Raw genomic sequence first — 24,456 nt, 5'->3', positions numbered from 1 at the left:
AACCACCCGTGACCAACGATGTGGCTACGCTTGCCGCAAAGGCAAGCGCGCAACAACATCAGTGCGACGATGCTTTGGATGCGCCCAAACCAGTTTCAGAACGCACCAACTGGGCTGGATAAGCCGCACGGTCTTTAACAGCACGTGCGCTCTTGTCAGTAATCGAGAAAAACCAGATTCCAACAAAAGCCAGTGTCATCGAGAACACGGTTGGGGAAGCATAAGGGAATGGCGCTGAGCCAACAGGATTATGGAACACGGCTTCCCAAACTGATGGCGAGAGAATCGTCAGCAGCACAGAAGAAATCAGCCCCAGGAAACCACCGATCACAGCACCACGGGTCGTCATATCTTTCCACAAAATCGACAGGAACAACACCGGGAAGTTAGCCGATGCCGCCACCGCAAACGCCAGTGACACCATGAACGCAATGTTTTGCTTCTCAAACACGATGCCCAGCAGCACAGCCACAATGCCCAAGACCACGGTGGTGATGCGCGAGACTTTCAATTCTGCAGCGCTATCGGCCTTGCCTTTCTTGAACACAGTGGCATACAAGTCGTGCGAGACCGCAGACGCGCCTGACAACGTCAAGCCTGCCACCACCGCCAAGATCGTGGCAAAAGCCACAGCAGAAATAAAGCCCAAGAACACGTTACCGCCCACAGCAGATGCCAAATGCACCGCAGCCATGTTGCTGCCGCCAACCAATGTGCCTGAAGTGGCATCCAGGAATTGTGGGTTAGTGCTCACAAACACAATCGCGCCAAAGCCGATGATGAAGGTCAAGATGTAGAAATAACCAATCCATGTGGTCGCCCAAAACACGGACTTGCGCGCTTCTTTAGCATTCGGCACAGTGAAAAAACGCATCAACACGTGCGGCAAACCCGCCGTACCAAACATCAAGGCCATGCCAAAACTGATGGCAGAAATCGGGTCTTTGATGAAGTTACCGGGGCCCATGATGGAATTCGAGCCTTTGACCTCCACTGAAGCCTGGAACAGTTTTTCAAAGCTGAACCCGTAGCTTTTCATCACCATAAAAGCCATAAAGCTGGCGCCAGAGAGCAACAAACACGCTTTGATGATTTGCACCCAAGTGGTAGCGGTCATGCCACCAAAAAGCACATAGACCATCATCAAAATACCCACGATGATCACAGCATACAGGTAGTCCAAGCCAAACAGCAGTTTGATCAACTGCCCCGCGCCAACCATTTGTGCAATCAAATAAAACGCAACAACAACCAATGTGCCTGACGCCGCAAAAGCGCGGATAGGCCCAGGCTGAAAGCGGTAACCAGCCACATCGGCAAACGTGAACTTGCCCAAGTTGCGCAATTTTTCAGCCATCAAGAACGTGATGATGGGCCACCCCACCAAGAAACCGATGGAGTAAATCAAACCGTCATAACCATTGGCCATGACCGCAGCAGAAATACCCAGAAACGAGGCGGCAGACATGTAGTCTCCGGCAATCGCCAAACCATTCTGAAACCCAGTGATACCTCCACCTGCCGTGTAGAAATCAGCGGCAGACTTGGTGCGGCCTGCTGCCCACTTGGTGATCCACAAGGTGCCGATCACAAAAGCGGCAAACATCGTGATGGCAGTCCAATTGGTGGCTTGCTTTTTCAATTCACCCAAATCACCGCCAGCAGCAAAAGCGCTGCCTGCAATGGCGGCCGTGGCCAAAGCCAAAATAGCAGCATAAGGAATAGAGCTACGAGTTTTCATTGGGCGGCATCCTTCAAGATTCGTTCTGTGATCGCATCAAACTCCGTATTGGCGCGGTAGACGTAAATGCCGGTAATCACCACCGTAAAGAGAATCACACCCAGCCCGATGGGCATGCCCAAGGTCGTCACGCCAGTGCCAATGGGCTTGGCCAGCAACTCTTTGTCAAAGGCAATCAAGCCCACGTAGCCGTAATACACCACCAACATCAAAATGGTGAGTACCCAAGCAAAGGCGTTGCGCTTGCTGCGCAAGCGCTGGTAAGCGGGGTTGTTTTGTATCCGCTGGACCGCTTGATCCGTTGCGGTGGTCTGGCTCGTCTGGCTCATGTTGGTGTCTCCTTGTTATTGGCTCGGCCCGCCAAACCAGCGCCCACAAAGCGCCAGCAAACAGATACCGATACCTACAATTTACCGAGACCACGCCATCCCCACCAGACGACTTTAGTTGTAAGGGATGCCCCGTAAGGGGAACCTCTAGCATGCACACCCAACAAGTTGAAAAACACCTGCGCAAAACACCATCAATGGTCTTCTCTATCGGGCTCAACCGCAGACGGGTCAAGCTGCGCACGGTCTGATTCCAGCTGCCAGAACACCCACGCCGAAAGCATTGTGATGATGCCGATGCACACAAATGCACCACGGAAAGCATCGGAACTGGCATGCACATCAGCCACGCCCAACCATTGCTGAAAGCCTGCAATCAAAGCAGCCGCTACGGCCACGCCCATACCCATCGCAAGCATTTGCACCATCGACAGCATGCTGTTGCCGCTGCTGGCCTGATGCGGCTCCAGGTCTTTCAAGGTGACGGTGTTCATGCAGGTGAACTGAACCGAATTGACTGCGCCAAACAATGCCATCTGCACAATGCGCAGCCACAGCGGCTGGCCTTGTGTCATCAAGGCGAAACCCATGATCATGGCGCCCAGAACCAGGGTATTTCCAGTCAACACCCACCGATAGCCAAAGTGATGAATCAAACGCGTAGCCAGTGGTTTGATGCCCATGCTAGCCAGCGCCATAGGCAACATCATCATGCCTGCCTGGGCAGGGCTAAAGCCCATGCTCAACTGCATCAACAGCGGAATCATGTACGGCATAGCCCCTGAGCCTATGCGCGCAAAGAGATTGCCCAAAATACCGACGCGAAAACTCTGCACAGAAAACAACTGCGGGTGAAACAGCGGCTTCGCCACTTTATGGGCATGCAACCAATACGCCGTCAATGCCGCCAAACCGGCAATCAACAATACCAACACGGTGACATGGCGAAACCCCAGCCCACCCAATCCATCGAGCGACAAAGACATGCACACCATGGCCATGGTCAGCATCAAAAAACCTGCGCCATCCAGTGGCCCCACCTTGGCATCGCGCAAATCAGGCATCCAGCGCAAAGCCGCCAATGCCCCCAGCAAGCCCACTGGCACATTGATCAAAAAAATCCAGTGCCAACTAGCCACCTGCACCAAAACGCCCCCCAATGTGGGGCCAATCAACTGTCCCATCAAACCGGGAATGGCCACAAAACTCATGGCTTCCAAAAACTTGCCTTTTGGAAAGCTGCGTAGCACCGCCAACCGCCCCACGGGCAGCAGCAGTGCGCCCCCAAGCCCCTGCAAAACACGCGCACCAATCAGCATGCCCAAATTGGTCGATAGCGCACAAGCGAGCGAGCCCAATGCAAACACGGCCGCAGCGGTCATAAAAATACGCCGCGTGCCGAAGCGATCGGCCAGCCAGCCTGAAGCTGGAATCACCGCAGCCATCGTCAATGCATAGGCCACCACCGCCGTCTGCATACGCAACGGGCTCTCTTGCATACTGGCTGCAATCGAAGGCAGCGCCGTATTCACGATCGTGCCATCAAGCGACTGCATGAAAAAACCCATAGCGACCAACCACAACAAGGTGCGCTCGGAAGAAGTAAATGACGTTTGAGGCATGGCGTGAACGTGGTGAAATGCGGTGGGTGCAACGCGGCAGATTGTGCCAGCCATCCCCACCGGGTGGGCGCGCTGCTTTTTTTGCACCCCTTCACGCATGCGCATTCATGCAAGAGACTTTCATGACTTCTTTTCCCCATCGCGCCCAGCAAACCATCGCACCGCTGCAAGCCACTTTGAGTGCCCAACTGCACGATGCGCAGCTCAAACTGACCCCTTTGCCGGGCACGCCACTGCAGCTGTGGTTGCTCGACCCTGCACCCATGCGCCGTGCTTTTACCGACGAAGAGGTTCAGCGCATTCAGCAGGAACCCTTGTATTGGTGTTTTTGTTGGGCCAGCGGCTTGGTCATGGCGCAATGGCTGCTCAATCATCCTGAGCGTGTACAGGGCAAAACCGTGCTGGACTTTGGCGCTGGCTCAGGCGTGGTGGCCATTGCTGCAGCCTACGCAGGCGCAGCAAAAGTCGTCGCTTGCGATATCGACCCACTGGCCCGGCAAGCGTGTCTGGCCAATGCCGCAGCCAATGGCATCTCGCTCGAAATCACGGAGCGCTTTGCGATACCTGCAACGCCTTATGACTGGATACTCGCTGCAGATGTACTGTACGAGCGCAGCAATTTACGCTGGCTCAGTACCTTCAGCGAAGCGGCCAGCCAAGTGCTGGTGGCCGACTCACGCGTACGCGACTTCCACCACCCCCACTACCAGCGCATAGCCCAACACGAAGCCACCACCTGCCCCGACTTGGACGAATCACCACAGTTTCGGCATGTCTCGCTCTACCATGCGCTGTCATGCAACAAACATAGGGGTGCAAGCGCTACCGCCGGGACTATTGAGGCGCCATTAGAATAGCGGCTACTGCCACTCACTGATCAGCGGCATTTCGCTCTGCCTTGGCGCATTGCAGCGAAATGCCGTTTTCCATTCGTTGACTTCATTTATGAGCACTCAAGCCCCCGCCCAACCCGGCCTAGAAAGCCTGGCCAAATCCTTTGAACCTGCCGCCATCGAAGCCCAATGGGGTCCTGAGTGGGAAAAGCGCGGCTATGGCCGTGCAGGCTACCGTGGCACAGGCCAGCCCAATGCAGAGGCCGCAGCGGCCGGTAAAAACTTCTCCATCCAGTTGCCGCCACCGAACGTGACGGGCACCTTGCACATGGGGCACGCTTTCAACCAAACGGTGATGGATGCATTGACGCGCTACCACCGCATGCGCGGCTACAACACCGCGTGGATTCCAGGCACCGACCACGCCGGCATCGCCACGCAAATCGTGGTGGAGCGCCAGTTGCAAGGCCAAGGCATCAGTCGCCACGATATGGGCCCCACGCCTGAAGAAGCGCGCAAAAACTTCATCGCAAAAGTGTGGGAGTGGAAAGAACAATCGGGCAACACCATCACCAACCAAATGCGCCGCATTGGCGCCACGGTGGATTGGAGTCGTGAATACTTCACCATGGACGAGCCGCGCTCCAAAACCGTGGTGGAAGTATTTATCGACCTCTATAAACAAGGCCTGATCTACCGTGGCAAGCGCTTGGTGAATTGGGACCCACAACTCAAAACCGCCGTGTCCGATCTGGAGGTGGAAAGCGTCGAATCGGACGGCAAGATGCACTACATCACCTACCCGTTCGCCGACGGCCCGCAGTTGATCGATGGCACCCTGCAGCGCGGCATGACGATTGCCACCACCCGCCCCGAAACCATGATGGCCGATGGCGCACTGGCCGTGCATCCTGAAGACGAGCGTTACAAACACCTCGTGGGCAAGCTGGTGCAATTGCCGCTGATGGACCGCAACATCCCCATCATTGCCGATGATTTTGTGGAGCGCGACTTCGGCTCTGGCGTGGTGAAAATCACCGGCGCGCACGACTTCAACGACTATGCCTGCGCACTGCGCCATGACTTGCCGCTGATCACCATCTTCACGTTGGATGCGCACGTCAACGAAAACGGCCCCGCCGCCTACCAAGGCATGGACCGTTTTGAAGCCCGCAAAGCCGTGGTGCGTGACTTGGAGGCTGGCGGCTTCTTGGTAGAAATCAAACCGCACAAAATGATGCTGCCCATCTGCGCCCGCACCGGCCAAGTGGTGGAGCCGATGCTGACCGACCAGTGGTTTGTCGCCATGTCTAAGGCAGATGCGAATGGCAAGAGCATCACCGAAAAAGCCATTGATGCCGTGCACTCCGGCCGCACCAGCTTCGTACCCGAGAACTGGATCAACACCTACAACCAATGGATGAACAACATCCAAGACTGGACGATTTCGCGCCAGCTCTGGTGGGGCCACCAAATCCCCGCGTGGTACGACGAAGCAGGCAATGTCTACGTCGCCAAAAACGAGGCCGACGCTCAAGCCCAAGCGCCGGGCAAAACTTTGCGCCGCGACCCCGATGTGCTGGACACATGGTTCTCCTCCGCGCTCGTGCCGTTCTCAACAATGGGCTGGCCGGGTAACGAAGCCAAAGACGATCCGCTGTCAGATTACAACCTGTACCTGCCCTCATCAGTGCTGGTGACCGGTTATGACATCATCTTCTTCTGGGTTGCCCGCATGATCATGATGACCGAGCAATTTGCGGGGAAAGAGCCCTTCAAAGACGTGTACATGCACGGCCTGGTGCGCGATTCGCAGGGCAAAAAAATGTCCAAGTCGGAGGGCAATGTGCTGGACCCGGTCGATCTGATCGACGGCATCACGCTTGAGCCATTGCTGGAAAAACGCACCACTGGCCTGCGCAAACCCGAAACAGCACCCAAAGTCATCAAAGACACGAAGAAAGAATTCCCTGAAGGTATCCCTGCTTACGGTGCGGACGCGCTGCGCTTTACCTTTGCCGCACTGGCATCGCTGGGCCGCAACATCAACTTCGACTCCAAACGCTGCGAAGGCTACCGCAACTTCTGCAACAAGCTCTGGAACGCCAGCCGCTTCGTGCTGATGAACTGCGAAGGCTACGACTGCGGCGTGGGTGCTGATGCCGCTGACATTGCCGCCGCCCGCAGCAGCGCCGACCAGTGGATCATCTCCATCCTGCAAAAGGCAGAAGCGGCCGTCGCGCAAGGCTTTGCCGAATACCGTTTGGATAACGTCGCCAACACCATTTACGAATTCGTCTGGAACGAGTTCTGCGACTGGTATTTGGAAATCGCCAAAACCCAACTGCAAACCGGCACCGAAGCCCAGCAACGCGCCACCCGCGCCACGCTGATCCGCGTGCTCGAAGCCATCTTGCGCTTGGCCCACCCACTGATTCCATTCGTGACCGAATCGTTGTGGCAAGTAGTGGCCCCAGTGGCAGGCAAAACCGGCGCATCGGTTGCGATTGCCGTCTACCCAGAAAGCCAGGCCGAGAACATCAACGAAGCGGCCGAGGCCGAAGTCGCGCAAATCAAAGCCCTGGTCGACGCCTGCCGCAATCTGCGCGGCGAAATGGCCATCAGCCCCGCCCAGCGCGTGCCGTTGTACGCCACCGCAAGTGACGCCGCCACGCTGGCGCGCCTGCAGGCGGCAGCGCCTGCGCTCAAAGCCTTGGCAAAATTGAGCGAAGTGCAAGTGTTTGCCGACGAAACCGCATGGAGCCAAGCCGCCGCCGCCGCGCCCGTAGCCGTGATCGGCGATGCGCGCCTGTGCTTATTTGTGGAAATTGACGTAGCCGCTGAGAAAGCACGTCTGGCCAAAGAAATCGCCAAATTAGAAGGCGAAGTCAAAAAAGCCGAAAGCAAACTCAGCAACGAGGCCTTTGTGGCCAAAGCCCCGCCAGCCGTCATTGAGCAAGAAAAAGAGCGCGTCGCCGGTTTTGGCGCCACGTTGGCACGCTTGCGCGAGCAGTTGGCAAAGTTGGGTTAAGCCAGCGAAGATAAGAAGATAAGTAAGGTGGGCCATTCGTTACCCACCCCGCGCCCGGTACAACAAGGCACACAGAAGTGCCGTTTTTGCAAAAGGTGCGGCCAACACCCCAACACCGACCGCCGCATTTGATACGGCTATTGCGCTATGACCAAACCCACCTCCCAAGCGTTTTTCACCGCCCCCAGCCCCGCCAGCCAAAAGCTGGAGTTATTGCGTGAGCTGTTCCCTACTGCGGTGCAAAGCGATGCCGATGGGCGCATTCGGGTCGACGCCGCCGCCATCCAGCAAGCGCTGGACCCCGCCAACCCCGCAGGCATTCGGGTGGAGGAAGATGGCTACGAGCTGCGCTGGGTGGGCAAGCGCGAGGCGTACCACAGCGCCTTTGTACCGCCGCAAAAAATCGTGCAGCCGCGTCCTGAGGAGAGCAAAAACTGGGATGCCACCGGCAACCTCTTGCTCAAAGGCGATAACCTCGATGCGCTCAAGCTGCTGCGCGAGAGTTACTTTGGCGCCATCAAGCTCATCTACATCGACCCGCCTTACAACACCCAAAGCGACGCCTTCATCTACAACGATGATTTCAGCGCCAAACAAACCGAGGTATTGGCGCAACTGGGCTACAAGGCCGAGGATGTGGAATACATCCAAAACATCTACGGTGCCCGCACACACAGCGGCTGGCTCAGCTTCATGTACCCGCGCCTGCTGCTGGCGAAAGATTTGCTGCGCGACGATGGCGTGATTTTCATCTCCATCGACGACAACGAACAGGCGCAATTGAAGCTGCTGTGCGATGAGGTGTTTGGCCCCGAAAATTTTTTAGGTCAAATAGAGTGGAAAAAGAAAACCAATGGAAACAACACAGGAATAATTCCAGCTGTGCATGACCATGTATTGGTTTTTTCAAAGAATTCTTCATCTATTAACCAAAGAAATTTCGGAAAACCTCCAAGCCCCGAAGTAATAGCAAGAACATACAAAAATCCAGACAATGATCCCCGTGGACCATGGACAACAATGGACCTTTCTGCAAACCACGAAGGGCCAACATTTCCAATTACTAATCCACTAAATGGCGAGATATTCAATCCCCCATCTGGTAGGTATTGGGTTTTCAATGAGACAGAAGTGATTCGAAGAATTGAAGATGGTCGAATTATTTTTGGACGATCTGGCACTGCAGGCCCCACTCAAAAAGTATTTCTAAAAGATAGGGAAGGTAAGCGAGATGTTATTGAGAGTTGGTGGGATAAGCACGGATTGAACTCTGAAGGGACGGCGGAAATCACAGAAATTTTTGGTGTTCCCAAAGTTTTTGTTCATTCCAAGCCCATCAATTTATTGAAAAACATAATTGATGCTGCGACTGCATTTAATAACTGCGATATTGCTCTCGACTTCTTCGCAGGCAGCGGCACCACCGGCGAAGCGGTGATGCGCCTCAATGCCGAAGACGGCGGCAATCGCCAATTCATCTTAGTGCAAATTCCGCAGCCCATTGATGCCAAAAAGCAAAAAGAAGCGCACTGCTTTGTGACCGAAACTTTGGGCAAACCGGAGGCCACGATTTTTGAAATCACCGCTGAACGGTTGCGCCGCGCGGGTGCGAAGATCAACGCCGACAAGCCAGACGTAGATACGGGTTTTCGCATTTTTGAAATTGCTGAAGATGCCGATGCCTTGGTTGTGCAAAAGCCCTTGGCGCAGGCCACGCAAGCGGATTTGGCCACGTTTCAAGAGACCATTGCCACGCCGCAACCGACGCAATTGCCGCGCGTGCTCTACAACCTGTTGCTGGCCGAAGGGCTGCCGCTGACAACCCGCATCGAAGCTGTGCAAGGCGTACAAGAGGGGCGGCTCTACCGCGCAGGCAGCACCTTGTTCATCACCGGCAATATCGATAGCGAGGCCGCGCGCCCATTGCTCACCGCCGCAGAAAACCCCATTACCCACATCAGCGTGTACGCCCCGTGGGTGAGTGACAACAACTTGCTGCTGGGCCTTAAAACCTTGCTGCAATCGCTGGACTTGTCGCAAGACAAGTTGCGGCTGCGGGGGTAAGCGCCAATGGCTGTATCGCCCCAATTCCAATACACGCGGCTGGCCTACCAAGCGCAGGCGGTTGAGAGCGTGGCGCAGGCGTTTGCCGATGTGCGCTTCATTGCGCCCAGCCATGCGCAGGCCAACCCGACCTTTTCGCCCGCCGAGGCACAGGCCACGTTAAAGGCAAACATTGAGCGCATTCGGGCCGACAACCACGTAAGCGCTGGCAGCGTGCAGGTAGCCAGCACGGCTACGCCAGCTTTGTCGCTGGATGTGCTGATGGAGACGGGCACGGGCAAGACCTTCACGTTCATTGAGACGATGCACCGCCTCTACCGCGATCACCGCATGGCCAGGTTCATTGTGCTGGTGCCCAGCAATGCGATTCGCCAAGGCACGTTGCGCAGCCTGCAAACGACGGCAGATTTTTTTGCGCGCGAGTACGACAACCAGAAAATCCGCGTTATCAACTATTCCGACAAAACAGTGGGCGGCTTCATCCACGCGGCCAACCAAGGCATCACGGTGATGGTGGCTACGTACCAATCGTTTGCGGGGGACAGCAAGCTCATCAACAAGCGCGGGGTGGAGGCTAACCTTTTTGGCCGCGCCAAAAGCTATATGGAGGCTTTGGCAGCCATTCGCCCGGTGCTCATCATTGACGAGCCGCACCGCTTTGAGGGCAAGCAAACGCAGGAGTATTTGACGCGCTTTAACCCACTCTTGACGCTACGTTTTGGCGCAACGTTCAAGCGCGACGAGTTCCGCAACTTGGTCTACACGCTGGACAGTTTGGAAGCATTTCGCCAGCGCTTGGTCAAAAGCATCACGGTCGATACTGTGGGCGCGGGTGCAGACATGGCGCAGTCGCTCACGCTCACCGAAGTGAGCGGAACAACCAAGGAGCGCAGTGGCACAGTGCGCTACCAAACGGCCAATGGCAAAAACGCCAGTGTGCAATTGCAGGCCAAAGACAATTTGGGCGCGGCAACCGGACTGCCGTTTTTAGACGGGCACGTGGTAGAAAAAATTACCCAACGCGAGTTGTTGTTCACCAATGGGTTTGCCTTGCCACTGGAGCAGCCCATGGGTTACGGCATGCTGGCCGAGGAGGTGCAGTCTGAACTGGTGCGCCGCACGATTGCCAACCATTTTGAGCGTGAAGAAGCGCTGTTTGTGCGCGGCATCAAGGCCATTAGCCTGTTCTTCATTGATGCCGTGCACAAGTATTTGCCCGATGGCCAGCAACCCGCCATTCTGCGTGACTTGTTTGAGCGGCATTACCGCGAGCAATTGAACGCAGTGTTGGCACGCGGTGATGTGGATGCAAACTACCGCACATATTTGGAGCGCAGTGCGCAAGACATTACCAAAGTACACAAGGGCTACTTTGCCCGTTCGCGCAGTGAAAAGGGCGAGGAAGAGGCGATCAAGCTGATCTTGCAGGACAAGGAGCGGCTGCTGTCCTTCGATACCGATTTGCGTTTTATCTTCTCGATGTGGGCGCTGCAAGAAGGCTGGGACAACCCCAACGTCTTCACGCTGTGCAAACTGGCGCCCAGCAATAGCAAAATCACCAAGCTGCAGCAAATTGGCCGTGGCTTGCGCTTGGCGGTGAACCAACAGTTGCAGCGTATTTCTGCCGACGATGCGGAATTTGACTCCATCAACGATTTGACGGTGGTGGTGCCAGCGAGCGAAGGCGATTTCGTAGCTGCCATTCAAGGCGAAATCACTGCGCAGAGCGTGCAACGCGTAGCCGCCACGTTTGACGATGCGGTGCTGGTGGCTAACGATGTGACCAAAAGCACGCGCCAAGCCTATAAGGTGCTGGATGCGTTGGTGGCAACAGGCTTAATTACGCTGGATGAAGACAGTGGCATGGCCACCTTGCAATGGCAAGCGGCGCACTACCAAGCGCAGCGCCCCCAAGTGGTGGCTGCGCTGGCGCAAGTGCCCAACTTACCCCCTGAGAGCGCCAGCAATATGCTGCGCTATTTGGATACGTATTACGAGGGGGCAGGCCATGTGAAAAGCAAGCAGGACCGCATCAAGCCCACGCTCACCATCAATGCTCTGCACTACCAGCAGTTTCGCAATTTGTGGGAAAACCTCAACCGCGATGCGGTGCTGCGCTACGCCATTGACACCGAACAACTGGTGACCAACGTGCTGCAAGCCATTGCGGAAAATTTTGATGTCAAACCGCTGACGATCACTACGACCCGCACCACCAACGCGCAAGATGCGCAACGCACCAGCCAAGAACAGCAACAGGATTACAAGGTGGTGCCGCAATCGGTGTTCACGCTGGTCGGTTTTGTGCGTGAGCTGGCGAATACCACGCGCTTGTCGGTACACACCATCAGCGATATTTTGCGGCGCATGCCTGCGGAGAAATTTGCGCAAATCGCGCAGAACGAGCAACGCGCGTTGCTGACGCTGCAAGCGCTGATTGTGCGCTGCGTGCACGCGTTGGTCATCAATACCATTGCGTATGAGTTGCGTGAAGTGCGCATTGAGACGGCCTTGACCGACAAAGCGGGCCAATTGCTCAAAACCATTCCGGTGGCACTGTGCGGGGCCGAGACGCACACTATCAGCAACCCTGCGGTGCGCCAACGTTCGCTGTATGAGGAACCGCTCATGCCGGTTGATAGCCAGATTGAGCGTGAAACGGTAGACGAGTCCAACCAAAGCAGCGTGACCGTGTTTGCCAAGCTGCCGCGCATCAACATTCCCACCCCGCTGGGCAATTACAACCCAGACTTTGGTTACGTGTTGCAACAGCAAGGCCAAGCGCAGGCTTTGTATTTGGTGGTGGAGACCAAAGGCTATGACAGCCTGAATCAGATCGCTCCAGAAGAACGCGGCAAGATTGAAAGCGCCAAGCACTTCTTCCATGCCTTGCAGGCGCGCAACGTGCCGGTGCAATTCATCACGAAGATCAAGCACCAAAACCTTGGCACGCTGCTGGCACAAATAGTCCCGCAGCTGCAGCCGCCCGCAAAGCCCTAACGCAGAGAATGCAGTGCCCCTCACATGAAAGCCCAAACCAACACACAGCGCCAGCAAGGCACGCTAGAACAATGGAATGACGACAAAGGCTTTGGTTTCGTCATTGCAGAAGGTGGCGGCCCCAAGGCATTTGTACACATCAAAGCGTTTGAGACGCGCCCACGACGCCCTGTGATGGGCGACCGTATCTCTTACAACTTAGAGCGCGATGCGCAAGGCCGCTGGCAGGCCACGCATGTGTTGTTGATGGATAAAACGGTCCGCGCAGGTTCGACCAAAGTCATTCACAACAAGCACGGTGCTTTGCCTGTGTGGGGTTGGCCTTTGGGCTTGGCCATGGTGGCGTTGCTGACCGGTTTGGGTTTGGCCGCCTTCAAAGTGCTGCCCAGCCTACTGGGGCTGTGGCTGCCCGTGATCAACGTGATCACCTTTGTTGTCTACGCTATGGACAAATCTGCGGCCAAACAAGGCGCGTGGCGCACCAAGGAAAATACGCTGCACATTTTGTCTCTGCTGGGTGGTTGGCCTGCGGCCCTGTTGGCCCAGCGCCGCCTGCGCCACAAATCAAGCAAGTCCAGCTTTCAAGCGGTGTTCTGGCTGACTGTAGTGGGCAACGTGCTGCTCATGGGCTGGCTGACGCAATCGAATGGGCAAGAGGCGTTGCAATCTATTCTGATGCCCTTGCTACGCAACCTGTAATCCACCTGATGAGCACCGACAACATGGCAGCGACCGCTGCGGTCCCTCGCGCACTGATTCTTGACACCAACATCGTGCTGGACTACCTGCTGTTTGGTGATCCATCGGCGCTGCGCTTGCAAGCGCAGGTCAATGCGGCGCTGGCGGACGCCACGCAATGGCGTTGGATTGCCACGCAGCGCATGCGCGATGAATTAGCCCATGTGCTGCTGTATCCGCATTTGCAACCGATGCTTGCCCACTACCAGCACACGCCAGAGACGATTTTGGCGCAGTTTGACCAGCGCACGACCCTAGTCGAGCCCGCTATAGCTTGCACCCTGTACTGCAGAGACAGCGACGACCAAATGTTCATTGACCTGGCCGTGGCCCACCAGGGAATGCTGCTATCCAAAGACAAGCAAGTCCTGAAACTGAGAAAACGCATGGCCCGTGCAGGGGCTTGGGCCGATACAAACCTGCCTGCGCCAGACGCAAGTTGATGGCCTGTTGCTACGCCAGCGGCTGCCAAACTGCGGCGCGCAGAGGGTGACGCTCAGAACGTTTTCACGTTTTTAAGTCATCGTCACCAACTCACGTTGGGCCAAGGCCACCAAATGCGGCGTGGTGTTGAAACTGTGCAGGTTGATGCGCTTAGCTGTCACGCCCAGCTCGGTCACGGCCGTATTGCGGATGCGCATATTCAGGCCAATCATTTGCGCATCAGGCGCGCCCATCACCGCGGCCACCGCCGTGGCAATCGGCCCGCCGCTGGACACCAGCAAAACATGCTGGCCCAGATGCTTGACCCGAATTTCGTGCAGTACCTCCATCACCCCGGCTTGAAAGTCACGCCATGCGGGCATGCCTACTGGCTGGCTGGAGCCATGTTGCCATTGCTCCATCGCCGAGCACAAGGCGCGAAAGTGCAGCCGAATCGCCTCTGGTGAATCGGGCTTGGGCAGGTGCGTCTCTAGGGTCGCCAGCAGCGCATCAGAGTCGTATTCATTGAGCTTGGCGCTTTGCGTGTACGTATGGGTATACGCAGCCGCAAGGCCCGGCTCGGCCAGCCCCAAACCTTTGAGCAAACCCGCCATGGTTTGCTGATGGCGGCGCAAAGTGCCGCTGTAGACGGCATCAAAAACCAGCCCCTGCTCGCGCCAATATGCGCCAAGCAGCTCAGCCTGGCGAAATCCTTTGTTGCTGAGTTGGTCGTAATCGGCAGCACCAAACGATGCCTGACCATGCCGCACTAAATAAATGGTTCCCATGCAGCTATTGTGCAGAGCCGCCGGCACAATTTCTGTCCCCCGCAAGACTAGGGAAGCTCTGCAAAACCCTCGTTGCTGGAATGAGTGCGGTATCAGGATGAGCCGCAAGGCGTCTTTTGGATCAATAGCCGTCGCTATGGACAAGAAAGACAACGAAGCGGATCACCTGATAACGCGCTCAGACCACAACAGGGAGTTTTGCAGAGCTTCCCTAGATATCGCGCAGATGACAGCTGTGTGCCAGCCACCCCGCGCCTCAGGTTTACCCTAGCGCCCAGCCTGCAGGCACTGCGTGCCGAGCCCCTTAATTTAAAAATAAAACATTCAAAAACAATAAGTTGCAAAAACCCACGGCGAACAGCACGCTCAGGCTGATGTGCCACATCAGAAAATATGATTGGGTCAGGCAGACGGCGCTTGGTATTGTGACAAAACTATTACAACGCTAGGAGACACTTATGTTGAGCACCATGGCATCGTCATTCGCATCGTCGCGCCGCCCTGCGGTTCGCCACACACTGGCACGCAGTGCGCAAGCCTTGCTGCTGGCAGCTTGTGCCTGGGGCGTGGCCGCACAAGCGGGCACCGTCACGGTCATCACCTCCTTCCCGAAAGAGCTGACCAGCGCTTACAAAACGGCGTTTGAAAAAGCCCATCCCGGCATCACGCTGGAAATTCTGAACAAGAACACCGTCGCTGGCATTGCCTATGTGCGCGAATCGTCCGAAGGCAAGCGCCCGGAAGTGTTCTGGGCCAGCGCCCCGGATGCGTTTGAAGTATTGGCGCAAAACCAGTTGCTCGAACCGATTAGCGACATTGCCAACCCCGATGTGCCCGCCACGATTGGCTCGTTCCCGGTCAACAACCCCGAAGGCCTGTTCCTAGGCCAGGCACTGGCGGGCTACGGCATCATGTACAACACCCGCGTGATCAAGGCCAAAAAGCTCGAAGCTCCAACCACCTGGGCCGACTTGCTCAAACCCGAATGGTTTGGCAATGTGGGTCTGACCTCGCCCTCGCGCTCGGGCACCACGCATTTGACGGTGGAGACCATTTTGCAGGGCGAAGGCTGGGACAAGGGCTGGAACACCATGCTGCGCATGAGCGGCAATGCCGCCGCGATGACCGACCGGTCGTTTGGCGTGCCCGATGGCGTGAACAACGGCCAGTTTGGCGCAGGCCCGGTGATTGACTTCTTTGGCCTGTCGAGCAAGTACTCCAAATTCCCGGTCGAGTTTGTCTACCCGGAAGAAACCTCGATCGTGCCGGCCAATATCGGCCTGATCAAGGGCGCGGGCAATACCGAAGAAGGCAAGAAATTCATTGCCTATTCGCTGTCCAAAGAAGGCCAGGAATTGCTGTTCAAGAACGACATCTCGCGCCTGCCAGTGCTGCCGTATGACAAGCTCAGCGGCGTGCCAGAAGGCTACCCAGACCCGCAAGCGATTGCCGCGCGCAGCAAGGTCGCGTTTGATGTCGATGTCTCGAAAAACCGCTACTTCATCGTGCAGTCGCTGTTTGACCAGACCATCACTTTCCGCTTAGACGATTTGCGCGCCGCCACCAAAGCGATTTTTGAGGCCGAAGCCAAGCTGGCCAAGAAACCCAATGCCAAAGGCCAGGCCCTGCTCGATGAAGCCAAGCAACTGGCCTGGTCGCCGGTGTTGACGGCTGAGCAAGCGGCCTCAGCCGACTTGCAGGCGCTGTTTGCGGCGGACAAAAAGGACTCGGCCGTGAACCAGCAGCTCTCCAAACTGCAAGGCGAGTGGAACAGCCTGGCCAAGGCCAATTACGAAAAAGCCATTGCCCTGGCCAAACAAGCGGGCGCCCAGTAATCGCATCGTCACACCGCCCCGGCCACAGCGCGCCAGCGCTGCTGCAAGGGCTTTGACACCTCGTTTCGCACGGGGGAGTCAGAGCCGCTTTGCAAGCCTGGCGCTGCCGTGCCTTGCGCACGCTCAATAACCAGCAAACGCATTGGCAATGCACACCGGCAATTGCACCGGCTGTGGCGATGCCTGAACAAGGTTCTTCATGTCTTTCTCTGCCTCACGATCCTTTCCCAAAGGGCTGGCGCTAGTGGCCTTATTGGTGCTGGCGTTTTTGACCCTGTTTCTGGTGATTCCCGTCGCCGCGGTGTTCTACACCGCCTTCGTCAACAACGACGGCACGCCGACCTTGGGCCACTTCAGCGCCTTCCTGCAGCAGCCGCTGCTCAAGGAAGCCTTTTTCAACAGCTTGTACGTGGCCTTGATGTCGACCCTGGTGTCGTCCTTGATTGCCGTGCCGCTGGCGTATTTCACCGTGCGCTTTCGCTTCAAGGGCGCTTTGCTGATTCAGACCCTGGGCATCTTGCCGCTGATCATGCCGCCCTTTGTCGGCGCGGTGGCGATGCAGCTGATTTTTGGCCGTGCCGGCAGCGTCAACCTGCTGCTGGACCAGCACTTTGGCTTCACCATTCCGGTGATGGAGGGGCTCAACGGCATTATCTTTGTCGAGTCGCTGCACTACTTCCCCTTCATTTTGATGAACCTGACGATGGCGCTGCGCAACATCGACGGGGCGATGGAAGAAGCCGCCGTGAACCTGGGCGCCAAAGGCTGGCGTTTGTTCTGGCGGGTGATTTTCCCGCTGGGTTTGCCGGGCTATATCGCCGGGGCTTCGCTGGTGTTCGTCAAGGTCTTTGATGACCTGGGCACGCCGCTGGTGATGGGCGTGACCAATATGCTCGCGCCGCAGGCGTATTTGCGCATCACGCAGGTGGGCCTCGATGACCCGCTGGGCTATGTGATCAGCGTGATCATGATTGCCTTCTCGATTCTGGCGCTGTGGCTCTCGGCCCGCGTGATGAAGGGGCGCGACTACTCCACTTTGCAAAAAGGCGGCAGCTCGATCCAGCAACGCACGCTCAGCAAATGGCAAAGCATTGGCGCGTATGTGTGGATTGCGCTGGTCTTGCTGTTGGTGCTGACACCGCATATTGGCGTGTTGCTGCTGTCGTTTGCCACCGTGTGGAGCTACGCCCCGCTGCCCGACGCCTACACCCTGGCGCACTACGCAGCCGTGTTTGACGAATCCAAAGGCATGATTGGCAATACCTTGCTGTACTGCGGCTTGGCTGCAGGCCTGGATGTGATTTTGGGCACCGCGATTGCCTACATCATGCTGCGCTCTTCGCTGCGCGCGCGCCAGTGGCTGGACTGGATTGCCTCGGCCGCGCTGGCCGTGCCCGGCATCGTGCTGGCGATTGGCTATATGCGCACTTTCCGCGACGTGAATATTCCGTTTACCGACATCGGCATCACCAGCACCTGGCTGCTGATCATGATTGCCTACGCAGTGCGGCGCTTGCCGTATGCGCTGCGCTCTTGCGTGGCGGCACTGCAGCAAGTGCATATCTCGCTGGAAGAAGCGGCCGCCTCGGTCGGGGCCAACCGCATTCGCACGATCCAGCGCGTGGTCGTGCCCTTGATGGCAGGCGGGATTCTGGCCGGTTTTGTCACCAGCTTCATCACCGCTGCGGTGGAGTTGTCGGCCACCATCATGCTGGTGACGCGCGACAGCGACGCACCGATGAGTTATGGCATTTATCTGTATATGCAAAGCGCGTCTGGCCGTGGCCCTGGCGCGGCCTTGGGCGTGCTGGCGGTGGTCGCCGTCGCCATTGGCACCTATGTATCGCATGTGATTGTGGAGCGCACATCGTCACGTTTTCGTCCTGTGCGCAGTAAGGAATAAAAACCATGAAAAAAGTCAGTGTCGAATGCCGCAATATCCGTCTGTCCTACGGCAAGACCGAGGTGCTCAAAGACATCAATATCAGCATTGAGCCAGGCGAATTCTTTGCCCTGCTGGGGCCCTCGGGCTCGGGCAAGTCCACGCTATTGCGCCTGATTGCGGGCTTTAACGAGCACCAAAGCGGCCAGCTCTTGGTCGACGGCCAGGACATCAGCCGCGTGCCGCCGCACAAGCGCAATATCGGCATGGTGTTCCAGAGCTATGCGCTGTGGCCGCATATGACGGTGTGGGACAACGTCGCCTTTGGCCTGGTTGAGCGCCGCGCCAGTCGCGATGAAATCCGCCAGAAAGTCACGCAGGCGCTGGAAACCGTGGGTCTGGCGCACCTGGCCAAACGCCGCCCCAACGAGCTCTCGGGCGGCCAGCAGCAGCGCGTCGCACTGGCGCGCACCATCGTGATTGAGCCGCAGGTCTTGCTGCTGGATGAGCCCTTGTCAAACCTGGACAAAAACCTGCGCGTGCAAATGCGCCAGGAACTTCTGTCCTTGCAGCGCCGCCTGGGCATCACGACCATTTTCGTCACCCACGACCAGGAAGAAGCGATGACCACCGCCGACCGCATGGCCGTGATGGACCAGGGCGTGGTGCAGCAAGTGGGCAGCCCGTCGACCTTGTACGACTTCCCGGTCAACCGCTTTGTGGCCGATTTTGTCGGCACGATGAATGTGCTGCCCGGCCAGGTCAAGTGCCGCGAAGCGGGCCTGGTCACCCTGGCCGTCGATGGCCTGGGCGAAGTGGATTTGCCCGCAGCCAGCGACACGCCTGAGCAAAACAACCTGGTGCTGAGTTTCCGCCCGCACTCAGTGCTGATCCAGCCCGAGGGCGACCAGGTCGATCAGCGCTATCTGTGGATTCCAGGCGTGGTTGAGCGCAGCGAATTTCTGGGCGAATTCACGCGCTACGAAGTGCGCGTGGGCGAGTTGATGGTCACTGCCGACCAGTCGCACTTTGCTGGTTTGAGCACCTTTCCGCGTGGCGCGGGCGTCAGCGTGGGCCTGGAGCCCTCGCAAATTCGCCTGTTGCCGCAATAAGATGCAGATCACCGTGCCCGACCGCCTTGTGCGCGGCCCTTGCCAGGGATAAGCTCGCGCCATGGAGATCTACCAGATTCGCGCCTTTGTCACGGTGGCCCGCTTGGGCCACCTGACGCGCGCGGCCGAAGCCCTGCACCTGACCCAGCCCGCCGTGACCGCGCAAATCAAGGCGCTGGAGCAAAGCCTGGGCGTGAGCCTGTTTTTGCGCAGCGCCGGCAAAATGACCCTGGACAAAGCGGGCGAGTCGCTATTGCCCACCGCAGAAGCCCTGCTCAAGCTGGGCTCGGAACTCAAATCCCAGGCCACGCGTTTGCATGGCCAATTGCAAGGCCAGTTTGAGCTGGGCATTCCCAGCGAACGCATGGATTTTTTGCGCCTGGGGCCATTCACCCAAGCCATTACCAACAGCTTGCCCTTGGTGCATTTGCAAACCCGCGTCTTGCCCGCCGAACAATTGAGCGAGTACGTCAGCACCGGCCGCTTGACCGCCGCCTTTGCGATTGCCGCCCACCCGCCGCGCGATGTGCAGTGGCTGCCGCTGCGCAGCGTGATCTACCGCATCGCCGTGCCCAATGGCTTGCACGAGCAATTGCAAGCGGCCAACTGGCGCGAATTGGCCGCCCTGCCCTGGCTGGATGGGCCATCGGGCAGCCACAGCCACTGGCTGCTGCGCGATATGTTTGAAAAACGCGGCCAAAGCCCGCGCATCGTGTTGCAAATCGACGATCTGGCCAATATCGACACCTTGGTGATGGCCAAGACCGGCTGCGCCTTGTTGCGGGAAGAAGTCGCGCTTGAAGGCTTTAAACGCCAGGCCTTTAGCCTGTGGGGCAATGTGCGCATCAATGCGACCCTGGGCTTTATTTACCCGTCCGAGACCGAAGCGCAGCCGCTGTTGATTGCCGCGATTTCGCTGCTCAAAGAGCTGTGGAAAATCGATGATTAGCGCAGCGCTCAGTACTTAATCGACCAGTCGACCATTTGGCGCTCGCGCAATTGGCGGCCCAATTCCTTGCAAGCCACATCCAGCATCGCTGCCGCGCCCTCAATGCGCTGGGGTGTCATACGCTGCGACAAGGCCGCCACACTCAAGGCCCCCATCGGCTGGCCCATGCTGCTGTAAAAGACCTGGCCAACCGCCGTCACGCCCAGATTGATCGTGCTTTTGATCAACGAGAAACCGCGCTTGCGGGTCTGCGCGCAGGCTTCGGTCAGCACTGTTGCGTTCAGCCCCTCAAACGCCGACAAGGCTGGCGCGACGCGCTCGATGATGGTCTCGCGCTCGTCCTGCTCCATCGCCGACAGCAATGCCAAGCCGCCCGCGCCGACGCCCAAGGGGCGGCGGCTGCCGACATCCAGAATCAGGGTGCGGATCGGGAACGAGCCTTCGCGCCGGTGCATGCACACGGCGTCAAAGCCGCTGCGCACGACCAGGTAGGTCGTGTCTTCTGAAGCGCCAGCCAAGTTGGCCATCGCCGCATTGCACAGATCGCGGATGTCGTAGAAGGTCGCACTCGCAATGCCCAATTCAAACGCCAAAGGCCCGAGGCGGTAGCGCCGCAACTCGGGGTGGCGATCGACCAGGCGCTCGGCCACCAGTTGCTGCAAGACCCGGTGCACGGTTGGATGCGGAATCTGCGCTTTGCTGGCCAAGTCAGTCAGCGCCATGCCGCGCACCCCGGCAGTGGCCAGCAATTTGAGCAAGACCACGCCGCGGCTGAGCGAGCCTGCGGCGGCCTCGGTTGTTTTGTTCATATATCGAAATACTGATCGAAGTGCTTTGCGGGATGGCCATTTTTCTGCATACCGCCACGCATGAGAACTAGGGTTTGTGCGCAATAAATGCTGTTCGATAAATGGACAAAGCAAGGACGGCATGCAGGCCCCAGCGATAACCTGCAGCTCTTCTTTATTGAACCTGCCACGCACACCGCAAGCTACCAGCAGCTTGCACGACCGACCCTTGCCATGAACGCACTCGACCAACACATTGCCGTCATCACCGGAGCCAGCAGCGGCATCGGCGCGGCCTGCGCCAAAGCCCTGGCCGCGCAAGGCGCGACCATCGTATTGGGCTACCACAGCGGCCAAGCCCGCGCCCAGGCCCTGCTGGAGCAATTGCCCGGCCACGGCCACCGCATCGCCGCCATTGCACTGCAAGACGCAGCCAGCCACGCCGCGCTGGCCAAAGAACTGCAGCAGGCCTATAGCCGCGTCGACCTCCTGATCAACTCCGCCGGTTTTACCCAGCGCATTGCCCACCGCGACACGGCGGCCCTGGAGCCCGCCTTGTTTGACCAGATTCTCAGCGCCAATGTGACTGGCCCCTACGCGATCACGCGCGCCTTGCTGCCGCTGCTGCAGCAAAGCAGCAACGGCCTGGTGGTGAATATTTCTTCGGTCTCGGCCTTTACCGGCCTTGGCAGCAATATCGCTTACTGCGCAGCCAAAGCGGCGCTGGACACGATGACCCAGTCGCTGGCGCGGGCCTTTGGCCCGGTGCGTTTTTTGAGCGTATCGCCCGCCTCGGTCGACACAGAATTTGTCGCCGGTCGCAGCCGCGAAGAGTTGCAAAGCAAAGCCGCCAAAACCCCGCTGGGCCGCATTGTCAGCCCCGAGGATGTCGCCGATGCGGTGCAGGCCTGCGCGACGCATTTGCGCACCGCCACCGGCACGCGCATTGTGATTGATGGAGGCCATGTGCTATGAGCGCCGAACACGCCCACAACGCCGATTACGCCGCCCACACCGCCACGGCCATCAACGCCACGCACGATGCGAGCCTGCAATGCTGGGTCGAATCGGCCCACGACGCAGGCAGCGACTTTCCAGTCCAAAACCTGCCGTTCGCCAGTTTTTCCAAACTGGCTGAACCACAAACCGCGCCGCGCTGCGGGGTTGGCATTGGCCACTGGATTCTGGATATCAGCGCGATTGAAGAACTGTTCGAGGGCGAAGCCCAAGCCGCTGCGCACGCCTGCCGCCAGCCGCAGCTCAATGCCTTGATGGCTTTTCCAAGCAGCCAGCTCAGCTTGCTGCGCCAGCAATTGAGCCAGCTGCTGTGCAGCCAAGACGCCGCCGTGCAAGCACGCATTCGCCCCGCCTTGGTGGCGCAGGCCGATGTGCAGCTGCATCTGCCCTTCAAGGTTTCGGGCTACACGGACTTTTTCGCCTCCATCCACCACGCGACCAACGCCGGGCAGCTGTTTCGACCCGATCAGCCGCTGCTGCCCAATTACAAATACGTGCCCATTGCCTACAACGGCCGCGCCAACAGCGTGCAAGTCAGCGGCGATAAAGTCACCCGCCCCAAAGGCCAGCTGCGCCCGGCTGCGGAGTTGGCCGCGCCTGCTTTTGCGCCCTCGGCACGGCTGGACCACGAGGTCGAGCTGGGCATCGTGATTGGCCAAGCCTCGACGCGGGGCCAGCCGATTGCGCCCGGTGCGGCCTGGCAGCATGTGTTTGGTTTTTGCTTGCTCAACGACTGGTCGGCGCGCGACATCCAGGCCTGGGAATACCAGCCGCTGGGGCCGTTTCTGGCCAAAAGCTTTGCGACCAGCATTGCGCCCTGGGTGATCACGGCCGAGGCGCTCGCGCCCTTCCACTGCCCGGCAGCACCACGCAGCGCAGGCGATCCGGCCGTATTGCCGCACTTACTCGATGACCAGGACATGGCCAGCGGCGGCATCGCGATTACGCTGGATGCGGCGCTGAGCACCGCCCGGATGCGTGCCGAAGGCATAGCGGCGCATACGCTGTCGCGCTCCAACGCCCGCAGCCTGTACTGGACCGTGGCACAAATGCTGGCCCACCACACCTGCAATGGCAGCGCGCTGGACACGGCCGATTTGCTGGGCAGCGGCACGATCTCGGGCGAGGGCGACAGCGCCCTTGGCAGCCTTTTGGAGATCACGCGCGGCGGCAGCCAGCGCTTTACTTTGCCGAGCGGCGAGGAGCGCAGCTTCTTGCAAGACGGCGACGAAATCATCCTGCGCGGCCATTGCGAGCGCGCAGGCTTTGTCCGCATTGGCTTTGGCGAATGCCGCGCCACCATCCTTGCAGCCCAGCCATGATCGTCGAGCAACGCACCTACACCACCCACCCCGGCCAATGGCGCGCGTACCTGGCGCTGTACGAGGCCAAGGGCCTGGCGATTCAGCAGCGCATTCTGGGCCGCATGGTCGGCTACTACCACTGCGACATCGGCGAGATGAACCAGATCGTGCACCTGTGGGCCTACGAAGACCTGAACGAGCGCAGCCAGCGGCGCGGCCAGCTATTGGCTGACCCGGACTTTCGCGCTTATGTCCACGAGATGCTGCCGCTGTTGCAAAAGCAGGAGTCGCGCATTCTGGTGCCAGCGCCGTTTTTTCAACCCCAGTGGCAGCTGCCCGCTGGCCAGTGATTAATCCCCCTTCTTTTTCACCACAGGAGCTCTTGCCATGCTGTGCAAAAAACTTCACCACGCCGCTTTTCGTTGCCGCGACGCGGCAGAAACCGTCAAGTTCTACACCGAGATGCTCGGCCTCAAGTTCACCCATGCAATGGGCGAGGACCATGTGCCTTCGACCGGCAAGTACAGCCCGCATGTGCACATCTTTTTCGAGATGGAAGACGGCAGCCATATCGCCTTTTTCGAGTGCCCGAAAGACCCCGGTGAGACCTCCGGGCGCGACCCGGCCACACCCGGCTGGATTCAGCATTTCGCCTTTGAAGTCGACAGCATGGAGACCTTGCTGGCAGCCAAACAGGACATGGAAGCCAAGGGCCTGAAAGTGGTGGGCGTGACCAACCACGACGACTTCATCAGCTCGATCTACTTTTTTGACCCCAGCGGCCACCGCCTGGAACTGACAGTGCGCACCTGCCTGGACCCGGTGCAATTGCGCGCCTACGAAGAAGAAGCGCCCAAAGTACTGGCGCTGTGGAATGAAACCCGCGACTGGTCGCAACGCGCCAAAGTCTTTGGCAGCCAGACCGGTTATAGCCGCCCAACCGCCGATGCATAAGGCCACTAGCCAAAGCGCTCAGCCGCCCACCATAATTCCAAGGAGA

General features: G+C 58.2%; 19 protein-coding genes. 14 read left to right on the top strand and 5 right to left on the bottom strand.

The annotated features are described in order from the left end of the window. Positions 1-58: 58 nt before the first annotated feature. The 3 genes from E9531_RS12285 to mdtD all read right to left on the bottom strand — a co-directional run bounded on the left by E9531_RS12285 (position 59) and on the right by mdtD (position 3,692). Positions 59-1,741, bottom strand: coding sequence for a cation acetate symporter (locus E9531_RS12285; RefSeq protein WP_136574059.1), 1,683 nt, complete (start codon positions 1,739-1,741; stop codon positions 59-61). Then, positions 1,738-2,070, bottom strand: coding sequence for a DUF485 domain-containing protein (locus tag E9531_RS12280; RefSeq protein ID WP_136574058.1), 333 nt, complete (start codon positions 2,068-2,070; stop codon positions 1,738-1,740). Before E9531_RS12280 ends, E9531_RS12285 begins: the two co-directional genes overlap by 4 nt. Before the next feature lie 194 nt (positions 2,071-2,264). Further along, positions 2,265-3,692: a multidrug transporter subunit MdtD gene (mdtD, locus tag E9531_RS12275; protein ID WP_136574057.1), complete on the bottom strand. Its 1,428-nt coding sequence runs from the start codon at positions 3,690-3,692 to the stop codon at positions 2,265-2,267. Between the two features lie 122 nt (positions 3,693-3,814). On the opposite strand from mdtD, the gene E9531_RS12270 reads away from it, so the two are divergent. The 6 genes from E9531_RS12270 (at position 3,815) to E9531_RS12245 (ending at position 13,801) form a co-directional block, all read left to right on the top strand. After that, positions 3,815-4,549 (top strand): class I SAM-dependent methyltransferase, encoded by a 735-nt coding sequence (locus tag E9531_RS12270; protein WP_136574056.1) that lies wholly within the window; start codon positions 3,815-3,817, stop codon positions 4,547-4,549. Between the two features lie 88 nt (positions 4,550-4,637). Beyond that, entirely contained in the window at positions 4,638-7,556 is a 2,919-nt protein-coding gene (locus E9531_RS12265) for a valine--tRNA ligase (protein ID WP_136574055.1), read from the top strand. A gap of 147 nt (positions 7,557-7,703) precedes the next feature. Then, positions 7,704-9,620, top strand: coding sequence for a site-specific DNA-methyltransferase (locus E9531_RS12260; protein WP_136574054.1), 1,917 nt, complete (start codon positions 7,704-7,706; stop codon positions 9,618-9,620). A gap of 6 nt (positions 9,621-9,626) precedes the next feature. Further along, positions 9,627-12,620 carry a restriction endonuclease gene (locus E9531_RS12255; protein WP_136574053.1) on the top strand — a complete coding sequence of 998 codons (2,994 nt, stop codon included), beginning with the start codon at positions 9,627-9,629 and terminating at the stop codon, positions 12,618-12,620. Between the two features lie 24 nt (positions 12,621-12,644). After that, on the top strand, positions 12,645-13,319 hold the full coding sequence (locus E9531_RS12250; RefSeq protein WP_136574052.1) for a DUF1294 domain-containing protein: 675 nt from the start codon (positions 12,645-12,647) through the stop codon (positions 13,317-13,319). An 8-nt stretch (positions 13,320-13,327) separates the two neighbouring features. After that, entirely contained in the window at positions 13,328-13,801 is a 474-nt protein-coding gene (locus tag E9531_RS12245; protein WP_244610101.1) for a putative toxin-antitoxin system toxin component, PIN family, read from the top strand. A 72-nt stretch (positions 13,802-13,873) separates the two neighbouring features. Here E9531_RS12245 and E9531_RS12240 read toward each other — a convergent pair whose 3' ends face one another. Then, positions 13,874-14,569 carry a histidine phosphatase family protein gene (locus tag E9531_RS12240; protein WP_136574051.1) on the bottom strand — a complete coding sequence of 232 codons (696 nt, stop codon included), beginning with the start codon at positions 14,567-14,569 and terminating at the stop codon, positions 13,874-13,876. Between the two features lie 458 nt (positions 14,570-15,027). Here E9531_RS12240 and E9531_RS12235 point away from each other — a divergent pair, with 458 nt between their 5' ends. The 4 genes from E9531_RS12235 (at position 15,028) to E9531_RS12220 (ending at position 20,347) form a co-directional block, all read left to right on the top strand. Continuing rightward, the gene (locus E9531_RS12235) at positions 15,028-16,404 is read left to right on the top strand and encodes an ABC transporter substrate-binding protein (protein WP_244610100.1); all 1,377 of its coding nucleotides are present in this window, start codon (positions 15,028-15,030) and stop codon (positions 16,402-16,404) included. 199 nt (positions 16,405-16,603) lie between these two features. Next, positions 16,604-18,307, top strand: coding sequence for an ABC transporter permease (locus E9531_RS12230; protein WP_136574050.1), 1,704 nt, complete (start codon positions 16,604-16,606; stop codon positions 18,305-18,307). Positions 18,308-18,312: 5 nt separating this feature from the next. Continuing rightward, the gene (locus E9531_RS12225; protein ID WP_136574049.1) at positions 18,313-19,398 is read left to right on the top strand and encodes an ABC transporter ATP-binding protein; all 1,086 of its coding nucleotides are present in this window, start codon (positions 18,313-18,315) and stop codon (positions 19,396-19,398) included. 61 nt (positions 19,399-19,459) lie between these two features. Further along, positions 19,460-20,347: a LysR family transcriptional regulator gene (locus E9531_RS12220; RefSeq protein WP_136574048.1), complete on the top strand. Its 888-nt coding sequence runs from the start codon at positions 19,460-19,462 to the stop codon at positions 20,345-20,347. Positions 20,348-20,355: 8 nt separating this feature from the next. On the opposite strand, the gene E9531_RS12215 is transcribed toward E9531_RS12220, so the two are convergent. Then, entirely contained in the window at positions 20,356-21,156 is an 801-nt protein-coding gene (locus tag E9531_RS12215; RefSeq protein ID WP_136574047.1) for an IclR family transcriptional regulator, read from the bottom strand. Between the two features lie 87 nt (positions 21,157-21,243). Between E9531_RS12215 and E9531_RS12210 the strand changes: the two genes are divergently transcribed. From E9531_RS12210 to E9531_RS12195, 4 genes are read left to right on the top strand one after another with little or no spacing between them, the layout of a single operon-like run. Further along, positions 21,244-22,110 carry an SDR family NAD(P)-dependent oxidoreductase gene (locus E9531_RS12210; protein ID WP_244610099.1) on the top strand — a complete coding sequence of 289 codons (867 nt, stop codon included), beginning with the start codon at positions 21,244-21,246 and terminating at the stop codon, positions 22,108-22,110. Next, entirely contained in the window at positions 22,107-23,474 is a 1,368-nt protein-coding gene (gene fahA, locus E9531_RS12205) for a fumarylacetoacetase (protein ID WP_136574046.1), read from the top strand. Before E9531_RS12210 ends, fahA begins: the two co-directional genes overlap by 4 nt. Further along, positions 23,471-23,806 carry an NIPSNAP family protein gene (locus tag E9531_RS12200; RefSeq protein ID WP_136574045.1) on the top strand — a complete coding sequence of 112 codons (336 nt, stop codon included), beginning with the start codon at positions 23,471-23,473 and terminating at the stop codon, positions 23,804-23,806. Before fahA ends, E9531_RS12200 begins: the two co-directional genes overlap by 4 nt. A 37-nt stretch (positions 23,807-23,843) precedes the next feature. After that, positions 23,844-24,410: a VOC family protein gene (locus E9531_RS12195; RefSeq protein ID WP_136574044.1), complete on the top strand. Its 567-nt coding sequence runs from the start codon at positions 23,844-23,846 to the stop codon at positions 24,408-24,410. The last annotated feature ends 46 nt before the right edge of the window (positions 24,411-24,456 follow it).

The sequence above is a fragment of the Lampropedia puyangensis genome, from assembly GCF_004833285.1.
GTDB classification, from domain to species: domain Bacteria; phylum Pseudomonadota; class Gammaproteobacteria; order Burkholderiales; family Burkholderiaceae_C; genus Lampropedia; species Lampropedia puyangensis.
Note: the sequence above shows the minus strand (reverse complement) of the source record. Positions and strands in the feature narration are given on the sequence as shown.

Coding starts and splice junctions, on each gene's coding strand:
- E9531_RS12215 (WP_136574047.1), bottom strand. CDS start 21,156: ATGAACAAAACAACCGAGGCCGCCGCAGGCTCGCTCAGCCGCGGCGTG.
- E9531_RS12230 (WP_136574050.1), top strand. CDS start 16,604: ATGTCTTTCTCTGCCTCACGATCCTTTCCCAAAGGGCTGGCGCTAGTG.
- E9531_RS12220 (WP_136574048.1), top strand. CDS start 19,460: ATGGAGATCTACCAGATTCGCGCCTTTGTCACGGTGGCCCGCTTGGGC.
- E9531_RS12235 (WP_244610100.1), top strand. CDS start 15,028: ATGTTGAGCACCATGGCATCGTCATTCGCATCGTCGCGCCGCCCTGCG.
- E9531_RS12280 (WP_136574058.1), bottom strand. CDS start 2,070: ATGAGCCAGACGAGCCAGACCACCGCAACGGATCAAGCGGTCCAGCGG.
- E9531_RS12245 (WP_244610101.1), top strand. CDS start 13,328: ATGAGCACCGACAACATGGCAGCGACCGCTGCGGTCCCTCGCGCACTG.
- E9531_RS12195 (WP_136574044.1), top strand. CDS start 23,844: ATGCTGTGCAAAAAACTTCACCACGCCGCTTTTCGTTGCCGCGACGCG.
- E9531_RS12265 (WP_136574055.1), top strand. CDS start 4,638: ATGAGCACTCAAGCCCCCGCCCAACCCGGCCTAGAAAGCCTGGCCAAA.
- E9531_RS12225 (WP_136574049.1), top strand. CDS start 18,313: ATGAAAAAAGTCAGTGTCGAATGCCGCAATATCCGTCTGTCCTACGGC.
- E9531_RS12270 (WP_136574056.1), top strand. CDS start 3,815: ATGACTTCTTTTCCCCATCGCGCCCAGCAAACCATCGCACCGCTGCAA.
- fahA (WP_136574046.1), top strand. CDS start 22,107: ATGAGCGCCGAACACGCCCACAACGCCGATTACGCCGCCCACACCGCC.
- E9531_RS12285 (WP_136574059.1), bottom strand. CDS start 1,741: ATGAAAACTCGTAGCTCTATTCCTTATGCTGCTATTTTGGCTTTGGCC.
- mdtD (WP_136574057.1), bottom strand. CDS start 3,692: ATGCCTCAAACGTCATTTACTTCTTCCGAGCGCACCTTGTTGTGGTTG.
- E9531_RS12260 (WP_136574054.1), top strand. CDS start 7,704: ATGACCAAACCCACCTCCCAAGCGTTTTTCACCGCCCCCAGCCCCGCC.
- E9531_RS12250 (WP_136574052.1), top strand. CDS start 12,645: ATGAAAGCCCAAACCAACACACAGCGCCAGCAAGGCACGCTAGAACAA.
- E9531_RS12200 (WP_136574045.1), top strand. CDS start 23,471: ATGATCGTCGAGCAACGCACCTACACCACCCACCCCGGCCAATGGCGC.
- E9531_RS12240 (WP_136574051.1), bottom strand. CDS start 14,569: ATGGGAACCATTTATTTAGTGCGGCATGGTCAGGCATCGTTTGGTGCT.
- E9531_RS12210 (WP_244610099.1), top strand. CDS start 21,244: ATGCTGTTCGATAAATGGACAAAGCAAGGACGGCATGCAGGCCCCAGC.
- E9531_RS12255 (WP_136574053.1), top strand. CDS start 9,627: ATGGCTGTATCGCCCCAATTCCAATACACGCGGCTGGCCTACCAAGCG.